Raw genomic sequence first — 15,989 nt, 5'->3', positions numbered from 1 at the left:
AGGGGACGGGCCGGAGGGGGCGGTGTGCCAGACGTAAAGCGAAGCAGTCTGGCACACCGCCCCCGGAGGCCCGTCACCGCAACCCAACAGCCCCGCGCAGCGGACCGGCCCCGCGCCGCAGGCGCCACGGCGGGACAGCCAAAAACGTGGGCAGCAGCCGGCCGCAGGCCCACGGCGGGAAAGCCACCAACGTGGGCAGCAAGCCAAGCGCAGCGGACCGGCGTCACAGCACCAACGGATCGTCAAGAATCGGCTGCCACGCCAGTTCCGCCGCGCCCACCAAACTGTTGTGGTCCAGGCTGCAAGAGAGGATGGGGACCCCGCCGCTGCGTCCCCACAGGCTGCGGTCCGCGACGACCGCTCGTAGGCGTTCGGGGTCGGCCTCCAGGAGGGCGCGGTGGAGGCCGCCGAGGATGATGCGGTCCGGGTTGAGGATGTTGACGAGGCCGGCGAGGCCCAGGCCGAGGCGGTCGATGAGCAGGTCGGCGGCGGTGCGGACGCCGGGGTCGGCGAGTTCGGTGCGGAGGAGTTCGACGGCCTGGTGCAGGAGGGAGACCTCCGGGCCCGGTTCGCGGCCGGCGGCCACGAGGAAGGCGAGCGGGTCGGCCTCGACGTCCAGGCAGCCGCGGCTGCCGCAGTGGCAGGGCGCGCCCTCGGGGTTGACGGTGAGGTGGCCGACCTCCAGGGCGAGGCCCGAACTGCCGCTGTGCAGGCGGCCGTCGAGGACCAGCGCGCCGCCGACGCCCCGGTGGCCGGAGGCCACGCACAGCAGGTGGCGAGCGCCGCGGCCGGCCCCGTGCCGGTGTTCGGCGAGCGCGCCGAGGTTGACGTCGTTGCCGGTGAAGCCGATCTTCTCGGTGACGCCGGGGATCTCCGCGGCGGCCAGCGCGCGCAGGAACAGTTCGCGCACCGGGGCGCCCGAAGGCCAGGCGAGGTGGAGGGGGTTGAGCGCCTCGCCGTCCGGTTCGGCGACCGCGGAGGGCACCGCGAGGCCCGCACCCAGGCAGCGGCGCCCGGTCTCGCGGAGCAGGGCGGCGCCGGCCTCGACGACCTCGGCGAGGACGTGGGCGGGGTCCGCGGGGATGATGCCGCAGCTGGGCGTGGTGGCGACGATCCGGCCGCCGAGGCCGACCAGGGCCGCGCGGTAGCCGTCGGCGTGGATCTGCGCGGCGAGCACGACCGGGCCGTCCTCGTTGATGGACAACCGGTGCGAGGGTCGCCCCTGGGAGCCGGCGGAGGCGTGCGGCCGGGAGTCGACGGTGATCAGGCCGAGCGCTTCGAGCTCGGCGGCCACCGCGCCCGCGGTCGCCCGGGTCACGCCGAGTTCGGAGGTCAGGACGGCACGGGTGGGTGCGCGTCCGGTGTGTACGAGCTCCAGTGCGGGTCCGAGGGCGCCGCGGCCCCGCTCCAGCCTGGTTGTCCGAGTCTGGGTCACGCCTCTATTCTGGCTTTGTGCCGACGCTAAACAAAATACGGACGGTCTTCACCCGCCATCGGCCCCCTCTCTCCCCTCGATCCTCAAATCCCCCAATGGGGGCGCATATCGGAACGACGGCCGCGGCTTCGGGCGCGCCCGGTGACCCGCTGGCCCGCCGGCGCGCCGCGATCACCGCGTTCTTCGCCATGGACGGCTTCCTCTTCGCGGGTTGGGTCGTCCGGATCCCCGCGATCAAGGCGCAGACCGGCGCCGGCGCGGGCGCCCTGGGACTGGCGCTGCTCGGCGTCTCCGCCGGGGCGGTGGCGTTCATGATGCTCACCGGGCGGCTGTGCCGGCGCTTCGGCAACCACGTCGTGACGGTCGTCTCCGGCACCGCACTCGGCCTGAGCATCCTGCTGCCCCCACTGGCCCATTCGGCCACCGCGCTGGGCCTGGTGCTCCTGGTCTTCGGCGCCGCCTACGGGTCCCTCAACGTCGCCATGAACAGCGCCGCCGTCGACCTGATCGCGGCCCTGCGCCGCCCGGTGATGTCCAGCTTCCACGCCGCCTTCAGCCTGGGCGGCATGCTCGGCGCCGGCCTCGGCGGACTGGTCGCCGGGCACCTCTCCCCCACCGCACACCTCTCGGCGCTGGCGGTCTGCGGCCTGTTGGTGACGGCCGCCGCCGGCACGGCGCTACGACGCGGGCACGTACCGGAGCCCGGGCGCGGGCAGCAGCCGTCCGCCACCCCGGACAGCGCGCCGAGCCACCGCCCCGGGGGGAGGGACCGCCCGCATCCCGGCTCCCGTTACCTCCCCCTCGTCCTCGTCTTCGGCGTGATCGCGCTGTGCACGGCGTACGGCGAGGGCGCGATGGCCGACTGGGGCGCCCTGCACCTCTCCCAGGACCTGGCCGCCTCGCCGGGTCTCGCGGCCGCCGGCTACGCGGTGTTCGCGCTGGCGATGACGATCGGGCGGCTCTCCGGGACCGCGCTCATCGAGCGCCTGGGGCCCGTGCGGGCCCTGGTCGGGGGCGGCGGCACGGCGGCGGTCGGGATGCTGCTCGGGGCGCTCGCGCCGACCGCGTGGGCCGCCTGCGCCGGGTTCGCGGTCGCCGGTCTGGGGCTGGCCAACATCTTCCCGATCGCCCTCGCGCGGGCCGGGGCGGCCGGCGGCGCGGGCGGGGTCGCGATGGCCTCCACGATCGGGTACGGCGGCATGCTGCTGGGCCCGCCCGCCATCGGCTTCCTCACCGAGTTGTGGAGTCTGCCGGTCGCGCTGACCACGGTCGCGCTGCTGGCCGCGGTGGCGGCGCTGATCGCGCACCTGACGCGCGGGGCGCACCACAACAGTGCGGACGAGGCCGTCGACGCCCCTCCCTCTCGGGGAACGTCCCCCTCACGGGGAAAATGAGGGGGAGTCAAGTTCCCTTGTGGCGCTGCTTGGTGGGCTGCACCGAGGGGTAGCGTCGCTGGTCGGCGGGGTGTTGACGGGTTCCGGCGGCGCCGTGCGCGGGGCCGGCGGCGATGCCCCGGCGACGTCGGCTGTCAGTGGCGGCTGGCACACTCGGACGCATGGAGATCACTGAGTTCGTCGAAACCCTGCGCCTGGACGGTGGGCTGCTCGCGGACGCCGCCGACGAGGCCGGCCCCGATGCCCCGGTCCCGACCTGTCCCGACTGGCGCATGCGGGATCTGGTGCTGCACACGGGGCGGGTCCACCGCTGGGCGACGAGATTCGTGACCGAGCCGCAGGAGACGCCGGGCAGCTTCCCCGAAGCCCCGGACGTGACCGACGACGAGCTGGTCCCCTGGCTGCGCGAGGGCCACCACCAGCTCGTGCTGGCCCTCCACTCCGCCCCGGCCGATCTGCGGACGTGGACGTTCTTCCCGACCCGGTCCCCGCTCGCCTTCTGGGCGCGCCGCCAGGCCCACGAGACGTCGGTGCACCGCGCCGACGCCCAGTTGGCCGCCGGCGTCCCGCTGACTCCGCTGCCGGCGCGCTTCGCGGCGGACGGCATCGACGAGCTCCTGACCCGATTCCACTCCGGCGACCGGAGCCGCCTGCGCCCGAACGCACCCCTGACCCTGCGCCTGCGCGCCAGGGACACCCCCGGCGCCGACTGGACGGTCCACCTCACGCCCGACGCACCGCCGCGCACGGTGTCCACGCCGACGGACGAGGAGTCCAAGCCCGACTGCACCGTCGAGGGCCGCGCCGAGGAGCTCTATTTGACGCTGTGGAACCGCCTCCCCTGGGACGGCCTGACGATCTCCGGCGACGCTTCCGTATCGACCCTGTGGCGGGGGCGCGGCGGTATCTGACCGACCGCGCCCCGACCAGCCGGCCGGGGCGACAGCGGCCCGCCGGCTCGGCGCCCCTCCGGGCGGCCGCCGACCGTGCCCTGGCTCAACACCCCATCGAGACCTGGGCGTTCACCTGTCCGTTCAGGGGATCGACCGTCCGACCGGACACCGACCGTCCGCGGGCTCGCCAAGCGGCTGGGCCCGCGGGCTCGGCTGGGCCCGCCGGCCGGTGGCTCGGCATCCGGGCGGGGACGGGACCCGACCGTTCGCGGTCTCGTCCCCGGACCGGAACCTTCCGTTCGCGGGTTGGACTGCCGGCACCGAACGGCCACCGCACGCCGCCCCGGTGCCGGCCGGCCGACGACCCAGCAGTCGGCGACGGGCGGCAAGGACCCGGCGGCACGGCCCAAACGGACAAGCGCCAAACGGACAGACCCCGAGCGGACAGGCGCCGAGCGGACGGCGATCCCGCCGCCGGCCCGCGATCATCGGCGCACGGCAGGCCGCACCCTCACCCCAGCCACCCCGGCCGCACCAACCCCGACTCGTAGGCCAGCACCACCAGTTGGGCGCGGTCTCGGGCGCCCAGTTTGACCATCGTGCGGCTGACGTGGGTTTTGGCGGTGAGGGGGCTCACCACCAGGCGGCGGGCGATCTCCTCGTTGGAGAGGCCGAGGCCGACCAGGGCCATGACCTCGCGTTCCCGGTCGGTGAGGACGGCGAGTTCGGCGGTCGGCGCCGGGGTCTTGGAGCGGGCGGCGAACTCGGCGATCAGGCGGCGGGTCACGCCCGGCGAGAGCAGCGCGTCGCCGGCCACCACCGCGCGCACCGCCCGCAGCAGTTCCTCCGGTTCGGTGTCCTTGACCAGGAAGCCGGAGGCCCCGGAGCGGATCGCCTCGAAGACGTACGCATCGAGTTCGAAGGTGGTCAGCATGACGACCTTGACGTCCGCCAGCGCGGGGTCCTCGGTGATCTTCCGGGTGGCGGCCAGGCCGTCGAGCAGCGGCATCCGGATGTCCATCAGGACGGCGTCCGGGCGGCGCGCCCGTACGGCGGTGAGCGCCTCCTGGCCGTCGGCCGCCTCGCCGACCACCTCGATGTCGGGCTGGGCGTCCAACAACGCCTTGAAACCGGCCCGGACCAGGAGTTGGTCGTCGGCGAGCAGTACCCGGATCACGACTCCTCCTCGGGGGTGCGGGACTCGGAGGTGCGGGCCGCGGTGGTGAGCGGCAGGCGCGCGCGGACCCGGAAGCCGCCGTCCGGCCGCGGACCCGCCTCGATGGTGCCGCCCAGCGCCGCGGCCCGCTCCCGCATGCCGGCCAATCCGTTGCCGCCGCCGACCAGTTCGCCGGCGCCGGCGGTGGCCGGTCCCGCGTCGTCGACCCGGATCTCCAAGGCGCCGGGGACGTAGCGGAGGAGGACCCGGGCGGTGCGCGAGCCCGAGTGCCTGACGATGTTGGTGAGCGCCTCCTGGACGATGCGGAAGGCGGCGAGGTCGGCGCCGGGCGACAGGCGCGCGCGGGTGCCCTCGGTGGCGATGTCCACGGCGAGGCCGGCGCGTTGGGCCTGCTCGGCGAGTTCGGGCAACCGGTCCAGGCCGGGGGCGGGGGCGCGCGGGGCGTCGCCGGGGGCGCGCAGGGTGTCGAGGACCTGCCGGACCTCGCCGAGCGCCTCCTTGCTCGCGGCCTTGATGGTGGTCAGGGCCGTTCGCGCCTGCTGCGGGTCGGAGTCCAACAGCGCCAGCCCGACGCCGGCCTGGACGTTGATGACGGAGATGCTGTGCGCGAGCACGTCGTGCAGTTCCCGGGCGATCCGCAGCCGCTCCTCGTCGGCGCGGCGGCGCTCGGCGGCGGCCCGTTCCGCCCGCATCCGGGCCAGTTGTTCGCGGCGGACCCGGGCGAGTTCGGAGGCCGCCAGGACGGCCATCACCCAGGCGGTGACGACGAGTTCCTGCCCCCAGGGCGCGGGCCCGAGGTGCGGGGGCAGCCAGCGGTAGAGCCAGTGCGCGACCAACAGGTGGGCCAGCCACACTCCGCCCACCGCGCACCAGGCGACCACCCGGTGGCCGGCGACGATCGCCGCGTAGGCGCCGAGGGCGAGGGTGACGAAGACCGGCCCGTAGGGGTAGCCGGCGGCGAAGTAGACGGCGCAGCAGGCGGCGGTGCCCAGGGCCGTGGCCCGTGGATGGCGGTGCCGGAAGAGCAGCAGTACCGCTCCGGCGACGAGCAGCGCATGGCCGAGGGCGTCGAGCGGGACGCGTCCGTGCTGCCCGTGGGCGGCGGCGTTGGTGCCGACGGTGACCAGCACCAGCACCAGCAGCGTCGAGCGCCAGGGCAGCCGGCCGCCGGCCTGCGGTCCCGGCTCCGGCGGCCACCACGCCTGCGGCCCATCGGGGCGGCGCCGCGCCCACGGCGGCCGTGCGTTGTCCATGGTGGACACGCTAGACGGCGGCGGGCCCGGGCGGCGTCCGCCCGGTGAGGGGTCCGCGGCTACTCCCCGGGGAGTAGCCGCCGCGCGGCCGGTCGTCCCGGCCGCTCCCCTTCGTTCACCCCCGCTCGGCCACCGGCTCCACCTCGCCGGCCTCGTCCGGGCGGCCGTCGGCGGGCGCGGTGCCCGCGGGCGTCTCCGCGCGGTCGATGACGTCCAGCGCACGCCGGGCGAACGGGTGGGTGCGGACCAGTTCGCCGAGTGTCGTGGTCCCCTGGGTGATCCTCGCGAACGCCCGCCAGACGGGCCGGAATCCGGTCAGCGCGGCGTGGAACATCCCCGGGCTGCGCTCGAACAGCGCCAGCATCCGGCGCCCGACACCCATCTCCACGCCCAACCCGGCCTTGATGGCGAAGGCGTAGTTCAGCGCCTGGCGGCGGGCGTCCACCGCGTCGTGCGCCTCGGCGATCCGCACCGCCCACTCGCCCGCCTGCCGCCCCGAGCGCAGCGCGAACGAGATGCCCTCCCGGGTCCACGGCTCCAACAGGCCGGCCGCGTCGCCGCAGACCAGCACCCGGCCGCGGGACAGCGGGGAGTCATCCGCGCGGCAACGGGTCAGATGCCCGGAGGAGATCTTCGGCTCGAACCCGGCCAGGCCGAGCCGGCCGATGAAGTCCTCCAGATAGCGCTTGGTGGCCGCGCCCTCGCCGCGGGCCGAGATCACGCCGACGGTGAGGGTGTCGCCCTTGGGGAAGACCCAGCCGTAACTGCCCGGCATCGGGCCCCAGTCGATGAGCACCCGCCCCGCCCAGTCCTCGGCGACCGTCTCCGGCACCGGGATCTCGGCCTCCAACCCCAGGTCGACCTGGTCGACCTTCACGCCGACGTGCGCGCCTATCCGACTCGCGCTGCCGTCCGCGCCGACCACCGCCCGGGCCAGCACCACCTCGCCGTCCCCGAGCACCACCGCGACGGTCCGCCGGTCCGGGACGTTGGCGCCGTGCTGCTCGACCCGCGAGACGGTGACACCGGTCCGGACCCGGGCGCCGGCTTCCTTGGCCGACTCCACCAGCGCGGCGTCGAACTCGGGGCGGTTGATCAACCCGAAGAGCATGTGCTTGGAGCGCCGGGTGCGGGCCAGCTTGCCGTTGAACGAGAACGTCACCGCGTGCACCCGGTCGCGCAGCGGCAGTTGGAACCCGGGCGGGAGGGAGTCCCGGGACGGGCCGATGATGCCGCCGCCACAGGTCTTGTAACGGGGGAGTTCGGCCTTCTCCAGGAGCAGCACCCGGCGTCCCGTACACGCCGCGGCGTGCGCCGCCGAGGCGCCCGCGGGCCCTCCGCCCACCACCACGACGTCCCACACCTGCTGGTTGCCCTCGGCCGCCTGCTCGCTGCTCACCTGTGCTTCCGCTCCCGTCCGATGCCTGGCTGCGCGTACCGCCGCATCCTACGGGCCGCGTCCGCACGGACTGCCTGTGGGAAGATCGGGGGCACGCACATCCGTACGCCCGGGCCCGCCCGGCCCACCCCGCCGGACGTGGCCCACGTATCCGATACCGCGCCCACAAGGAGCGTTTTCATGTCTGACAGCCCGCTCGCCCAGACCGTCGCCGCCCTGCAACCGCGGGCGAGGGCCGAACTCGCCGAGTTGGTGGCCTTCAAGTCGGTCGCGGACTTCGCCCAGTTCCCCAAGAGCGAGAGCGAGGGCGCGGCCCGCTGGATCGTGGACGCGCTGCGGGCCGAGGGCTTCGAGGACGTCGCACTGCTGGACACCCCCGACGGCACCCAGTCCGTCTACGGCTACCTCCCCGGCCCGGCCGGCGCACCGACCGTGCTGCTCTACGCCCACTACGACGTGCAGCCCCCGCTGGACGAGGCCGCCTGGGTCTCCCCGCCCTTCGAGCTGACCGAGCGCAACGGCCGCTGGTACGGGCGCGGCACCGCCGACTGCAAGGGCGGCGTGATCATGCACCTGACGGCGCTGCGGGCGCTCAAGGAGCACGGCGGCGTCCCGGTCAACGTCAAGGTGATCGTGGAGGGTTCGGAGGAGCAGGGCACCGGCGGCCTGGAGCGGTACGCCGAGGCGCACCCCGAACTCCTGACCGCCGACGCCATCATCATCGGCGACTCCGGCAACTTCCGCCCCGGGCTGCCCACGGTGACCGCGACGCTGCGCGGCATGACGATGGTGCAGGTCCAGGTGGACACCCTGGAGGGCAATCTGCACTCCGGCCAGTTCGGCGGCGCCGCCCCGGACGCGCTGGCCGCGCTGATCCGCACCCTGGACTCGCTGCGCGCCGAGGACGGCTCGACCACGGTGCGCGGCCTGGCCGCGGACGCCACCTGGGAGGGACTCGCCTACCCCGAGGCCGACTTCCGCAAGGACGCCAAGGTCCTCGACGGCGTCGAGCTGATCGGCACCGGCGCGGTCGCTGACCGGCTCTGGGTCCGCCCGGCGGTGACGGTGCTCGGCATCGACTGCCCGCCGGTGGTCGGCGCCACCCCGTCCGTCCACGCCTCGGCCCGCGCCCTGGTGAGCCTGCGGGTGCCCCCGGGCACGGACGCCGCCGAGGCCACCAAGTTCCTGAAGGCGCACCTGGAAGAGGCCACCCCCTGGGGCGCCCGCGTCACCGTCGAACAGGTCGGCCAGGGCCAGCCGTTCCGCGCCGACACCACCAGCCCCGCGTACGCCTCCATGGCGGAGGCGCTGCGCGAGGCGTACGACGGCCAGGAGATGCAGACCTCCGGCCTGGGCGGCTCCATCCCCCTCTGCAACACCCTCGCGGGGCTCTACCCCGACGCGGAGATCCTCCTGATCGGCCTCAGCGAGCCGGAGGCCCAGATCCACGCGGTGAACGAGAGCGTGTCTCCGGAGGAGCTGCGCCGCCTGTCGTTGGCCGAGGCGATGTTCCTGCGGAAGCTGGCCGCCGAGCGGGGTTGATCCCCACGCAGTCGGCTGCGGCCGACTGTTCCCCACGTGGTTGGCTTGGCTTCCCACGTGGTTGGCTTTCCCGCCGCACGGGTTGCCGGTCCGCTGCCGGTCCGCTGCGCTTGGCTTGCTGCCCACGTTGTCGGCTGTCCCGCCGTGGCGCCTGCGGCTCCGCTGCGCGGGGCCTCGCCCACGTTGTCGGCTGTCCCGCCGTGGCGCCTGCGGCGGGCCGGTCCGCTGCGCGGGGCTGTTGGGTTGCGGTGACGGGCCTCCGGGGGCGGCATGCCAGACTGCTTCGCTTTACGTCTGGCATACCACCCCCTCCGACCCGTCCCCTCCCGTTGGGTGGGTGGAATTCTCTGAGATGGGGCTGGCCACTGTGGTCCGCTGACAGTCACCGCCCGGTTGCTTGGGCCACCTGTCCTCTTACGGTCACCACGCAGGCTCACACGTACCCGTCATCTGACGGCCACCACCCAACCCAACGGCCCGAGTTGACCCACCGGCAGAACGTGGCACCCACCGTTTTCACCCACCCCCAACGGGAGGGGACGGGCCGGAGGGGCGGGTGTGCCAGACGTAAAGCGAAGCAGTCTGGCATGCCCGCCCCGCAGGCCCGTCACCGCACCCCAAAAGCCCCGCGCAGCGGACAACACAACTCGCCCCCGCCCCGCGCAGCGGCACCGCAAGGCGCTAAGAACAGCAACCCGCGCGGCGGGACAGCCAACAACGTGGGGAACAGCCGGCCGCAGGCCCACGGCGGGAAAGCCAACAACGTGGGAAGCCAAGCCAACAACGTGGGGAACAGCCGGCCGCAGGCCCACGGGGCTCACTCCACGGGAACGCCGGCCTCAAGGTGCAAAGGGCAACCCCGTTCACGCGCCCGTAGTGCCCAGCGGAGGCGATTCAGGCGGACCGGTGGCAGCATCGATTCGGCCTCGGATTCCGTGACGAAGCGCCAGTCGCGGAGTTCGGCGCCGGGGAGGCGGAGTTCCTGGATGCGGTCGTCGGTGAGCGTGCCGCCGTCGAAGAGGAGGCGGAGGCCGCCGAAGCCGGGGGGCTTGGGGGCCTCCCAGTCCAGGACCAGCAGGCGCGGGGCGCACGGGAGTTGGATGCCGAGTTCCTCGGCGACCTCGCGGATGCCGGCGCGGGCGGGGGCTTCGCCGGGTTCCACGATGCCGCCGGGGAACTCCCAGCCGGGCTTGTACGTGGGGTCGACGAGCAGTACGCGGTCCTGGTCGTCGAAGAGCAGCACCCCGGCGGCGAGGGTCTCCGCGGTGGGCTCGGGCGTCTGCACGATCCCGCAGGCGCCGGCGCCGGTGCGGACGGCCTCGGCGACCCGCTCGGCGGTCTGACGCGGCGTCAGCGCCGTGGTGTCCACGACGTGGGCGTCGTTCTTGAGCCAGTTCAGGGCCTGCGCGTAGGGCCCGAGGTGCGCCAGGCCCCGGCGACGGACGGCGGCGTTGCCCTCCGGGTCGTCGGCAATCTCCTCACGGTGCGCTATCCGCTCGCGCAGGATCGTTTCCTCCGCATGGAGGAGAACGTGGACGACGGGTATCCGGCGGGCGGCGAGGGCGCCGAAGATCTCGTCGCGGTACTCCTGGCGCAGCAGCGTCATCGGCGTGACCAACGGGCCCGGCACCTCGGTGAGCAGCGCGGCCGCGGTGTCCACGACCAGCCGCCGCCAGGACGGCAGGTCCTGGTAGTCGTCGACCTGCTCGAACCGCTTGGCCGGCAGCATCAACCGCAGTCCGCTGCCGAGGAGTTCGGGGTCGTAGAGCGTGCTTCCGGGAAGCAGGTCGAGCAGTTCATGAGCCGCAGTGGTCTTGCCCGCACCGAACGTGCCGTTCAGCCAGACGATCACGGTTTCCCCTCTTCCCTAGACCCAGGTTGAGTTGCCCGCAACACCCTGCCACGGAAACGCTCGGGACCACGGGCCGCGCGCGGGGCCGGGAACACCGCTGGAGGAACACACCGCACGAGGACACCCGTTCGTCTCCCCCGCCGCGAAGCCCCGGCAAACAAGCGCTCCCCCGCCCCTCCAGCACCGAAACCCCCACCCGCGCACCGCGTCCGACCGGCCGCCGGCGGGGCGGTACGTCGCATATGCCGGAGTCCCATGGGTGGGAGAATCGTGGGGATGGGGCGCGCCCCGTGGGCAGCCCCGCCCCCTCAGCAGACCCGCAGCCCGGGCACCGGCTGGTCGTTCGCGCCGCCGGTCAGGTACACCACGCTGACGTAGACGCCCGCGTTGCCGTTGTCGTCGTCGGTCTTGGCCCACCAGACGTTGGTCCACTTCCCGTACGTCTCGCGGCGGCCCAACTTGGCCTGGCAGTAGAAGTAGTTGGTGCCCGCGTTGACGTGGCCGACCTGTTGGAAGGAGGCGGTGTACGACGTCGCGGCGCGCCACACGGCGCAGTTGGTCTTACCGCCGCCGGCGTCGGTGCAGGACGGCGCCTGGGACGGCGCGCCGGTGCCGGCGCTGGACCCGCCGGCCGCGGCCCCGGATCCGCCGTTGGTCGTACCGCCGTGCGTACCACCGGAGGCGCCGCCGTTCGAGGCGCCGCCCTGCGTGCCTCCGTGGTTGCCGCCGGCGGCCGCCCCGCCGCTCTGGCCGCCCTGGGCACCGGAGTTGGGGCTCCTGGGCGAACCGCTCGGGGACGGGTTCGCCGAGCCGGGCGGGGAGGCGCTGGCGGCCGCGCCGTCGCCGGCGTTGCCCTTGCCGGACGAGACGCTCGACCCGCCCGTCGACGGCGGGGCGGCCGGGACCGCCGGCTGTCGTCCGTCGGCGGTGTCCCTGCCTCCGGAGCCGCCGCCACCGATCAGCGCGTAGGTGATCCCGCCGCCGGCGGCCAGTACGGCCAGGGCGGCGGCCACCGTCAGCAGCCCGCGGCGGCGCCGGCGGACCGGCACCCGCGCGGTCTCGCCGTCCGGGCCCGCCGGGTAGGGGTGCGGACCGGTGGCGGCCGTCGGGGCAGATGCCCCGTCAACGGGATGGCCGGACGACGCGTAGGGGCCCGGCGGCGGCGCGGCCGGGCCGCCCTGGGCACCCGGTCCGCCGAGCCAGCCGGGCGGCGGCGCACCGGCGCCCGCGGGACGGGGCAGCGGCCCGGCCCCGGCCGTCGCGTCGGTGGCGGTGGGCGCGTAGGGCGTGCCCGGTTGCGGAACGGGCGGCAGCGCCACCCCCGGATCACGGCCCTCCGCCACCGCCCGGAGCATCTCGCGGGCCTGCGCGGCGGACGGGCGGTCGGCCGGGTTCTTGGCCATCAGGGCGTGCAGGACGGGCGACAGTGGGCCGGCGCGCTGCGGTTCGGGCAGCGGTTCGCTGACGATCGCGGTGAGCGTCGAGAACACCGACGTGCGGCGGAACGGCGCGCCGCCGCCCTCGACCGCCGCGTACAGCGTCATGCCCAGCGACCAGATGTCCGAGGCCGGGGTGGGGTCCATGCCCTGGGCCCGCTCGGGCGGCAAGTAGTCGAGCGAGCCGACCAGTTCGCCGCTGCGGGTGAGGTTGGTGGTGGCGCCGTCGCCGGGGGCCTCGATGCTGGCGATGCCGAAGTCGGTGAGCACCGCCCGGCCGCCACCGGGACGCCCCCACCGCTCCAACAGGACGTTGCCGGGCTTGACATCGCGGTGCAGCACGCCGACCTGATGGGCGGCGTCCAACGCGTCCATCACCTCGGCGCCCACACGGGCGACCGCCCGGGGCTCCACCGGACCGCGCTCGCCGATCGCGTCGTCCAACGACGGCCCGTCCACCAGCTCCATGACGATGACCGGGCGGCCGGCCTCCTCGATGACGTCGTGGACGGTCACCACGCCGGCGTGCCGGATGCGGGCGGCGGCCCGCGCCTCGCGCTGCATCCGGGTCCGCAGATCGGCGAGTTCCGGGCCGGAGGCGTCCGTGTAGGCCCGCAGCACCTTGAGCGCGACCTCGCGCCCCAGGACCTGGTCCTCGGCCCGGCAGACCACGCCCATGCCGCCGCGACCGATCCGGCCGGTGACGCGGTAACGCCCGCCGAGCACCCGTCCCGTCAGGTCGTCGTCGACGCCGCGCTTCGGCCCACTACGGGCGGCCGCCCGCGGCACTCCACCACCGGGCGCCTCACCCGCCGGCCCGGGCCCCTGCGCGCCGCCCACCCCGCGCTGCTCGTGCTGCTCCCCCGAAGTCACCGTGCCGATCCCCTCGCTCCGCGTCCACGTACCCCACCGCGGCCCGTACGTCCCGGATGCCGACGCCTACGCCACGGCCCTCGGGCGGTCCCGACCAGACTACGGGCCAGCGGGCCGACCCTGCGCCCCCTAGGCACGGTCGCCGAACTCCCTTGTGGTGGTGGGGAGTGGAATGACGGAGTGGCCTCCCCAGTACGGGGCGACGGGCTCGCGCCCTGGGGACGCCTTCCGGTGTCAGCCGTCGAACTCCCGTCGCCCGCCCGGCAGGTGGGGCGGGACGACAGTCCCGCTCACGTCGGCACGACGGACACCCGCCCCGGGAACGCCGCCCACCGCAAGCGACCATCGACGACCAGCAACCAACAGGGCCGCAGGGCCGCAAACCGCCATCGGGCCCTACGACGCGGGTGCGAACGCCGCGAGGCTGGTTCGTTGGGCGGCTGCCGCGGCGGCACCCACGACGCCCGCGTCGGTCCCCATCTGGGCGGGCACCACGGTGAGTCCGGAGACGAAGGAGAGCGTCGCGTACTCGCGCAGAGCGTCGCGCAGCGGGGCGAACAGGACGTCACCGGCGCCCGCGACGCCGCCGCCGATGACGGCTATGTCGATCTCGACGAGGGTGGCGGTGGCGGCGATGCCGGCGGCCAGCGCCTGGCCGGCCCGTTCGAAGGAGCGGAGCGCCACGCGGTCGCCGGCGCGGGCCGCGGCGGCGACCGCGGCGGCGCTGTCGTCCCCGTCGGGGCCCGGCTGCCAGCCGTTGGCCAGCGCGCGGCGGGCGATGTTGGGGCCGCTGGCGATCCGCTCCACGCAGCCGCGCGCCCCACAGGGGCACGGGTCCCCGTCGAGGTCCACGCTGATGTGGCCGATGTGCCCCGCGTTGCCCGAAGGGCCCGGGTGCAGCCGCCCGTTGAGGACGAGTCCGCCGCCCACCCCGGTGGAGACCACCATGCACAGCGCGTTGTCGTGCCCCCGCGCGGCGCCCTGCCAGTGCTCGGCGGCGGTCATCGCGACGCCGTCGCCGACCAGCACCACCGGCAGCCCGCCGACCAGCGCCCGCACCCCGGCGACCAGCGGGAAGTCGCGCCAGCCGGGGATGTTGACCGGGCTGACGGTCCCGGCCGCGGCATCCACCGGGCCGGCGCTGCCGATGCCGACGGTCGCCACCCGCGCCCACTGCGGCCCGGCGGCGAGCTCCCGGACGACCCCGGTTACCGCGCGCATCACGGTAGCCCCGTCCTGGTCCGCGGGCGTCGGCCGGGCGGCCCGGACGACGATTCTGCCGCGCCCGTCCACCAAGGCTCCGGCGATCTTGGTGCCGCCGATGTCCAACGCTGCGCTGAGGTCCGTCTGCATCGGTGTCGAATTCTCCTGGTGGGCCCGGGGAGGGCCGGGGTACCGGCCCGGCGTGAGAGCGCCAGTCTTCCGAGATTTGACAACGTTGTCTAGGGGCTATGCTCGTCGCCATACGGCGGCGCCTCCGCACGCCCCTCCCGGCTGCCCGGTCGCGCACCCCCGCGCCCGGATACCGCCCCGCCCCGTTCTACCGGCAGACAGGACCGCACCCGTGACCGAGACCGCCCGCGGCACCTCCCATCGCTACGGCACCCGCCCCACGATGAAGGACGTCGCGGCGCGCGCCGGGGTCGGCCTGAAGACCGTATCCCGGGTCGTCAACGGCGAACCGGGCGTCACCCCGGACACCGAGCGCCGCGTCCAGGAGGCGATCACCGCACTCGGCTTCCGCCGCAACGACTCCGCCCGCATCCTCCGCAAGGGCCGGACGGCCAGCATCGGCCTGGTCCTCGAAGACCTCGCCGACCCCTTCTACGGGCCGCTCAGCCGCGCCGTTGAGGAGGTCGCACGCGGCCACGGCGCCCTGCTGTTCAACGGTTCCAGCGCCGAAGACCCGGCGCGCGAACAGGAGTTGGCGCTGGCGCTGTGCGCCCGCCGGGTGGACGGACTGGTCGTCATCCCGGCCGGCGACGACCACCGCTATCTGGAGCCGGAGATAGCCGCCGGCGTCGCGACCGTCTTCGTCGACCGCCCGGCCGGCCGGATCGACGCCGACGTCGTCCTCTCCGACAACTTCGGCGGCGCCCGGGCCGCGGTCGCCCACCTCATCGCCCACGGCCACCGCCGGATCGGCTTCATCGGCGACCAGCCGCGCATCCACACCGCCAAGGAACGGCTACGCGGCTACCGCACCGCGATGGCCGAGGCCGGGCTGCCGATCGACGACTCCTGGGTCTCGCTCGGCTCCACCGCCCCGGACCGGGTCCGGGCCGCGACCGCGTCCGTACTCTCCGCCCCGGAACCGGTCACCGCCCTCTTCGCCGGCAACAACCGCGTCACCGTCACCGCCGTCCGCGTGCTGCGCGGGCACCCACGCCCGGTCGCCCTGGTCGGCTTCGACGACTTCGAACTGGCCGATCTGGTCCACCCCGCGATCACCGTCGTCGCCCAGGACTCCGCCCAACTCGGCCGCACCGCCGCCGGCTTGCTCTTCCGCCGCCTTGACGGCGCCGACGAGCCGCCCCGACGGCTGGAGATCCCCACGCGCCTGATCGCCCGCGGGTCCGGGGAACTCCGCCCCACCACGGGATGACTTTCCCACGTTGTTGACTCTCCCGCCGTGGCGGCGGATGCCGCAGGTCCCGTACGTCGTCGGCTGCCCCGCCGCGGGAGTTGCTGTTCTCCGCCTTCGGCGGAGGGGTGTGTTGGGCGGCGGCGCCCCG

At 74.7% G+C, this 15,989-nt stretch carries 11 protein-coding genes; 4 read left to right on the top strand and 7 right to left on the bottom strand.

Going from position 1 to position 15,989, the window contains the following annotated elements:
- Positions 1 to 223 precede the first annotated feature (223 nt).
- A complete protein-coding gene (locus tag PV796_RS32300) occupies positions 224 to 1,435 on the bottom strand; it encodes an ROK family protein (RefSeq protein ID WP_274917194.1) in 1,212 nt (403 codons plus the stop codon).
- Positions 1,436 to 1,452: 17 nt separating this feature from the next.
- Here PV796_RS32300 and PV796_RS32295 point away from each other — a divergent pair, with 17 nt between their 5' ends.
- Positions 1,453 to 2,829 (top strand): MFS transporter, encoded by a 1,377-nt coding sequence (locus PV796_RS32295; RefSeq protein WP_446750642.1) that lies wholly within the window; start codon positions 1,453 to 1,455, stop codon positions 2,827 to 2,829.
- 161 nt (positions 2,830 to 2,990) lie between these two features.
- Positions 2,991 to 3,740, top strand: coding sequence for a maleylpyruvate isomerase family mycothiol-dependent enzyme (locus tag PV796_RS32290; RefSeq protein WP_274917190.1), 750 nt, complete (start codon positions 2,991 to 2,993; stop codon positions 3,738 to 3,740).
- A 493-nt stretch (positions 3,741 to 4,233) separates the two neighbouring features.
- Here PV796_RS32290 and PV796_RS32285 read toward each other — a convergent pair whose 3' ends face one another.
- From PV796_RS32285 to PV796_RS32275, 3 genes are all read right to left on the bottom strand, one after another.
- On the bottom strand, positions 4,234 to 4,899 hold the full coding sequence (locus tag PV796_RS32285) for a response regulator transcription factor (RefSeq protein WP_274917189.1): 666 nt from the start codon (positions 4,897 to 4,899) through the stop codon (positions 4,234 to 4,236).
- Positions 4,896 to 6,152: a sensor histidine kinase gene (locus PV796_RS32280; RefSeq protein WP_274917187.1), complete on the bottom strand. Its 1,257-nt coding sequence runs from the start codon at positions 6,150 to 6,152 to the stop codon at positions 4,896 to 4,898. Before PV796_RS32280 ends, PV796_RS32285 begins: the two co-directional genes overlap by 4 nt.
- Positions 6,153 to 6,267: 115 nt before the next feature.
- Positions 6,268 to 7,551, bottom strand: a complete 1,284-nt coding sequence (locus PV796_RS32275) for a geranylgeranyl reductase family protein (RefSeq protein ID WP_274917186.1) — start codon at positions 7,549 to 7,551, stop codon at positions 6,268 to 6,270.
- Positions 7,552 to 7,731: 180 nt separating this feature from the next.
- Between PV796_RS32275 and PV796_RS32270 the strand changes: the two genes are divergently transcribed.
- On the top strand, positions 7,732 to 9,093 hold the full coding sequence (locus PV796_RS32270) for a dipeptidase (protein ID WP_274917185.1): 1,362 nt from the start codon (positions 7,732 to 7,734) through the stop codon (positions 9,091 to 9,093).
- Positions 9,094 to 9,910: 817 nt separating this feature from the next.
- Here the strand turns inward: PV796_RS32270 and PV796_RS32265 are convergent.
- The 3 genes from PV796_RS32265 to PV796_RS32255 form a co-directional block, all read right to left on the bottom strand.
- Positions 9,911 to 10,945, bottom strand: a complete 1,035-nt coding sequence (locus PV796_RS32265) for an NUDIX hydrolase (protein ID WP_274917184.1) — start codon at positions 10,943 to 10,945, stop codon at positions 9,911 to 9,913.
- A gap of 308 nt (positions 10,946 to 11,253) precedes the next feature.
- Entirely contained in the window at positions 11,254 to 13,254 is a 2,001-nt protein-coding gene (locus tag PV796_RS32260) for a serine/threonine-protein kinase (protein ID WP_446750641.1), read from the bottom strand.
- Between the two features lie 396 nt (positions 13,255 to 13,650).
- The gene (locus PV796_RS32255) at positions 13,651 to 14,607 is read right to left on the bottom strand and encodes an ROK family protein (protein ID WP_274917183.1); all 957 of its coding nucleotides are present in this window, start codon (positions 14,605 to 14,607) and stop codon (positions 13,651 to 13,653) included.
- 211 nt (positions 14,608 to 14,818) lie between these two features.
- On the opposite strand from PV796_RS32255, the gene PV796_RS32250 reads away from it, so the two are divergent.
- The gene (locus tag PV796_RS32250; RefSeq protein ID WP_274917182.1) at positions 14,819 to 15,859 is read left to right on the top strand and encodes a LacI family DNA-binding transcriptional regulator; all 1,041 of its coding nucleotides are present in this window, start codon (positions 14,819 to 14,821) and stop codon (positions 15,857 to 15,859) included.
- Positions 15,860 to 15,989: the final 130 nt, after the last annotated feature.

Origin of the sequence: Streptomyces sp. WZ-12 (assembly GCF_028898845.1) — a bacterium.
In the GTDB taxonomy this organism is placed as follows: domain Bacteria; phylum Actinomycetota; class Actinomycetes; order Streptomycetales; family Streptomycetaceae; genus Streptomyces.
Note: the sequence above shows the minus strand (reverse complement) of the source record. Positions and strands in the feature narration are given on the sequence as shown.

Bases quoted from the DNA above. Each gene is read 5' to 3' on its own strand.
- PV796_RS32255 (WP_274917183.1), bottom strand. From the start codon at position 14,607: ATGCAGACGGACCTCAGCGCAGCGTTGGACATCGGCGGCACCAAGATC.
- PV796_RS32270 (WP_274917185.1), top strand. From the start codon at position 7,732: ATGTCTGACAGCCCGCTCGCCCAGACCGTCGCCGCCCTGCAACCGCGG.
- PV796_RS32280 (WP_274917187.1), bottom strand. From the start codon at position 6,152: ATGGACAACGCACGGCCGCCGTGGGCGCGGCGCCGCCCCGATGGGCCG.
- PV796_RS32290 (WP_274917190.1), top strand. From the start codon at position 2,991: ATGGAGATCACTGAGTTCGTCGAAACCCTGCGCCTGGACGGTGGGCTG.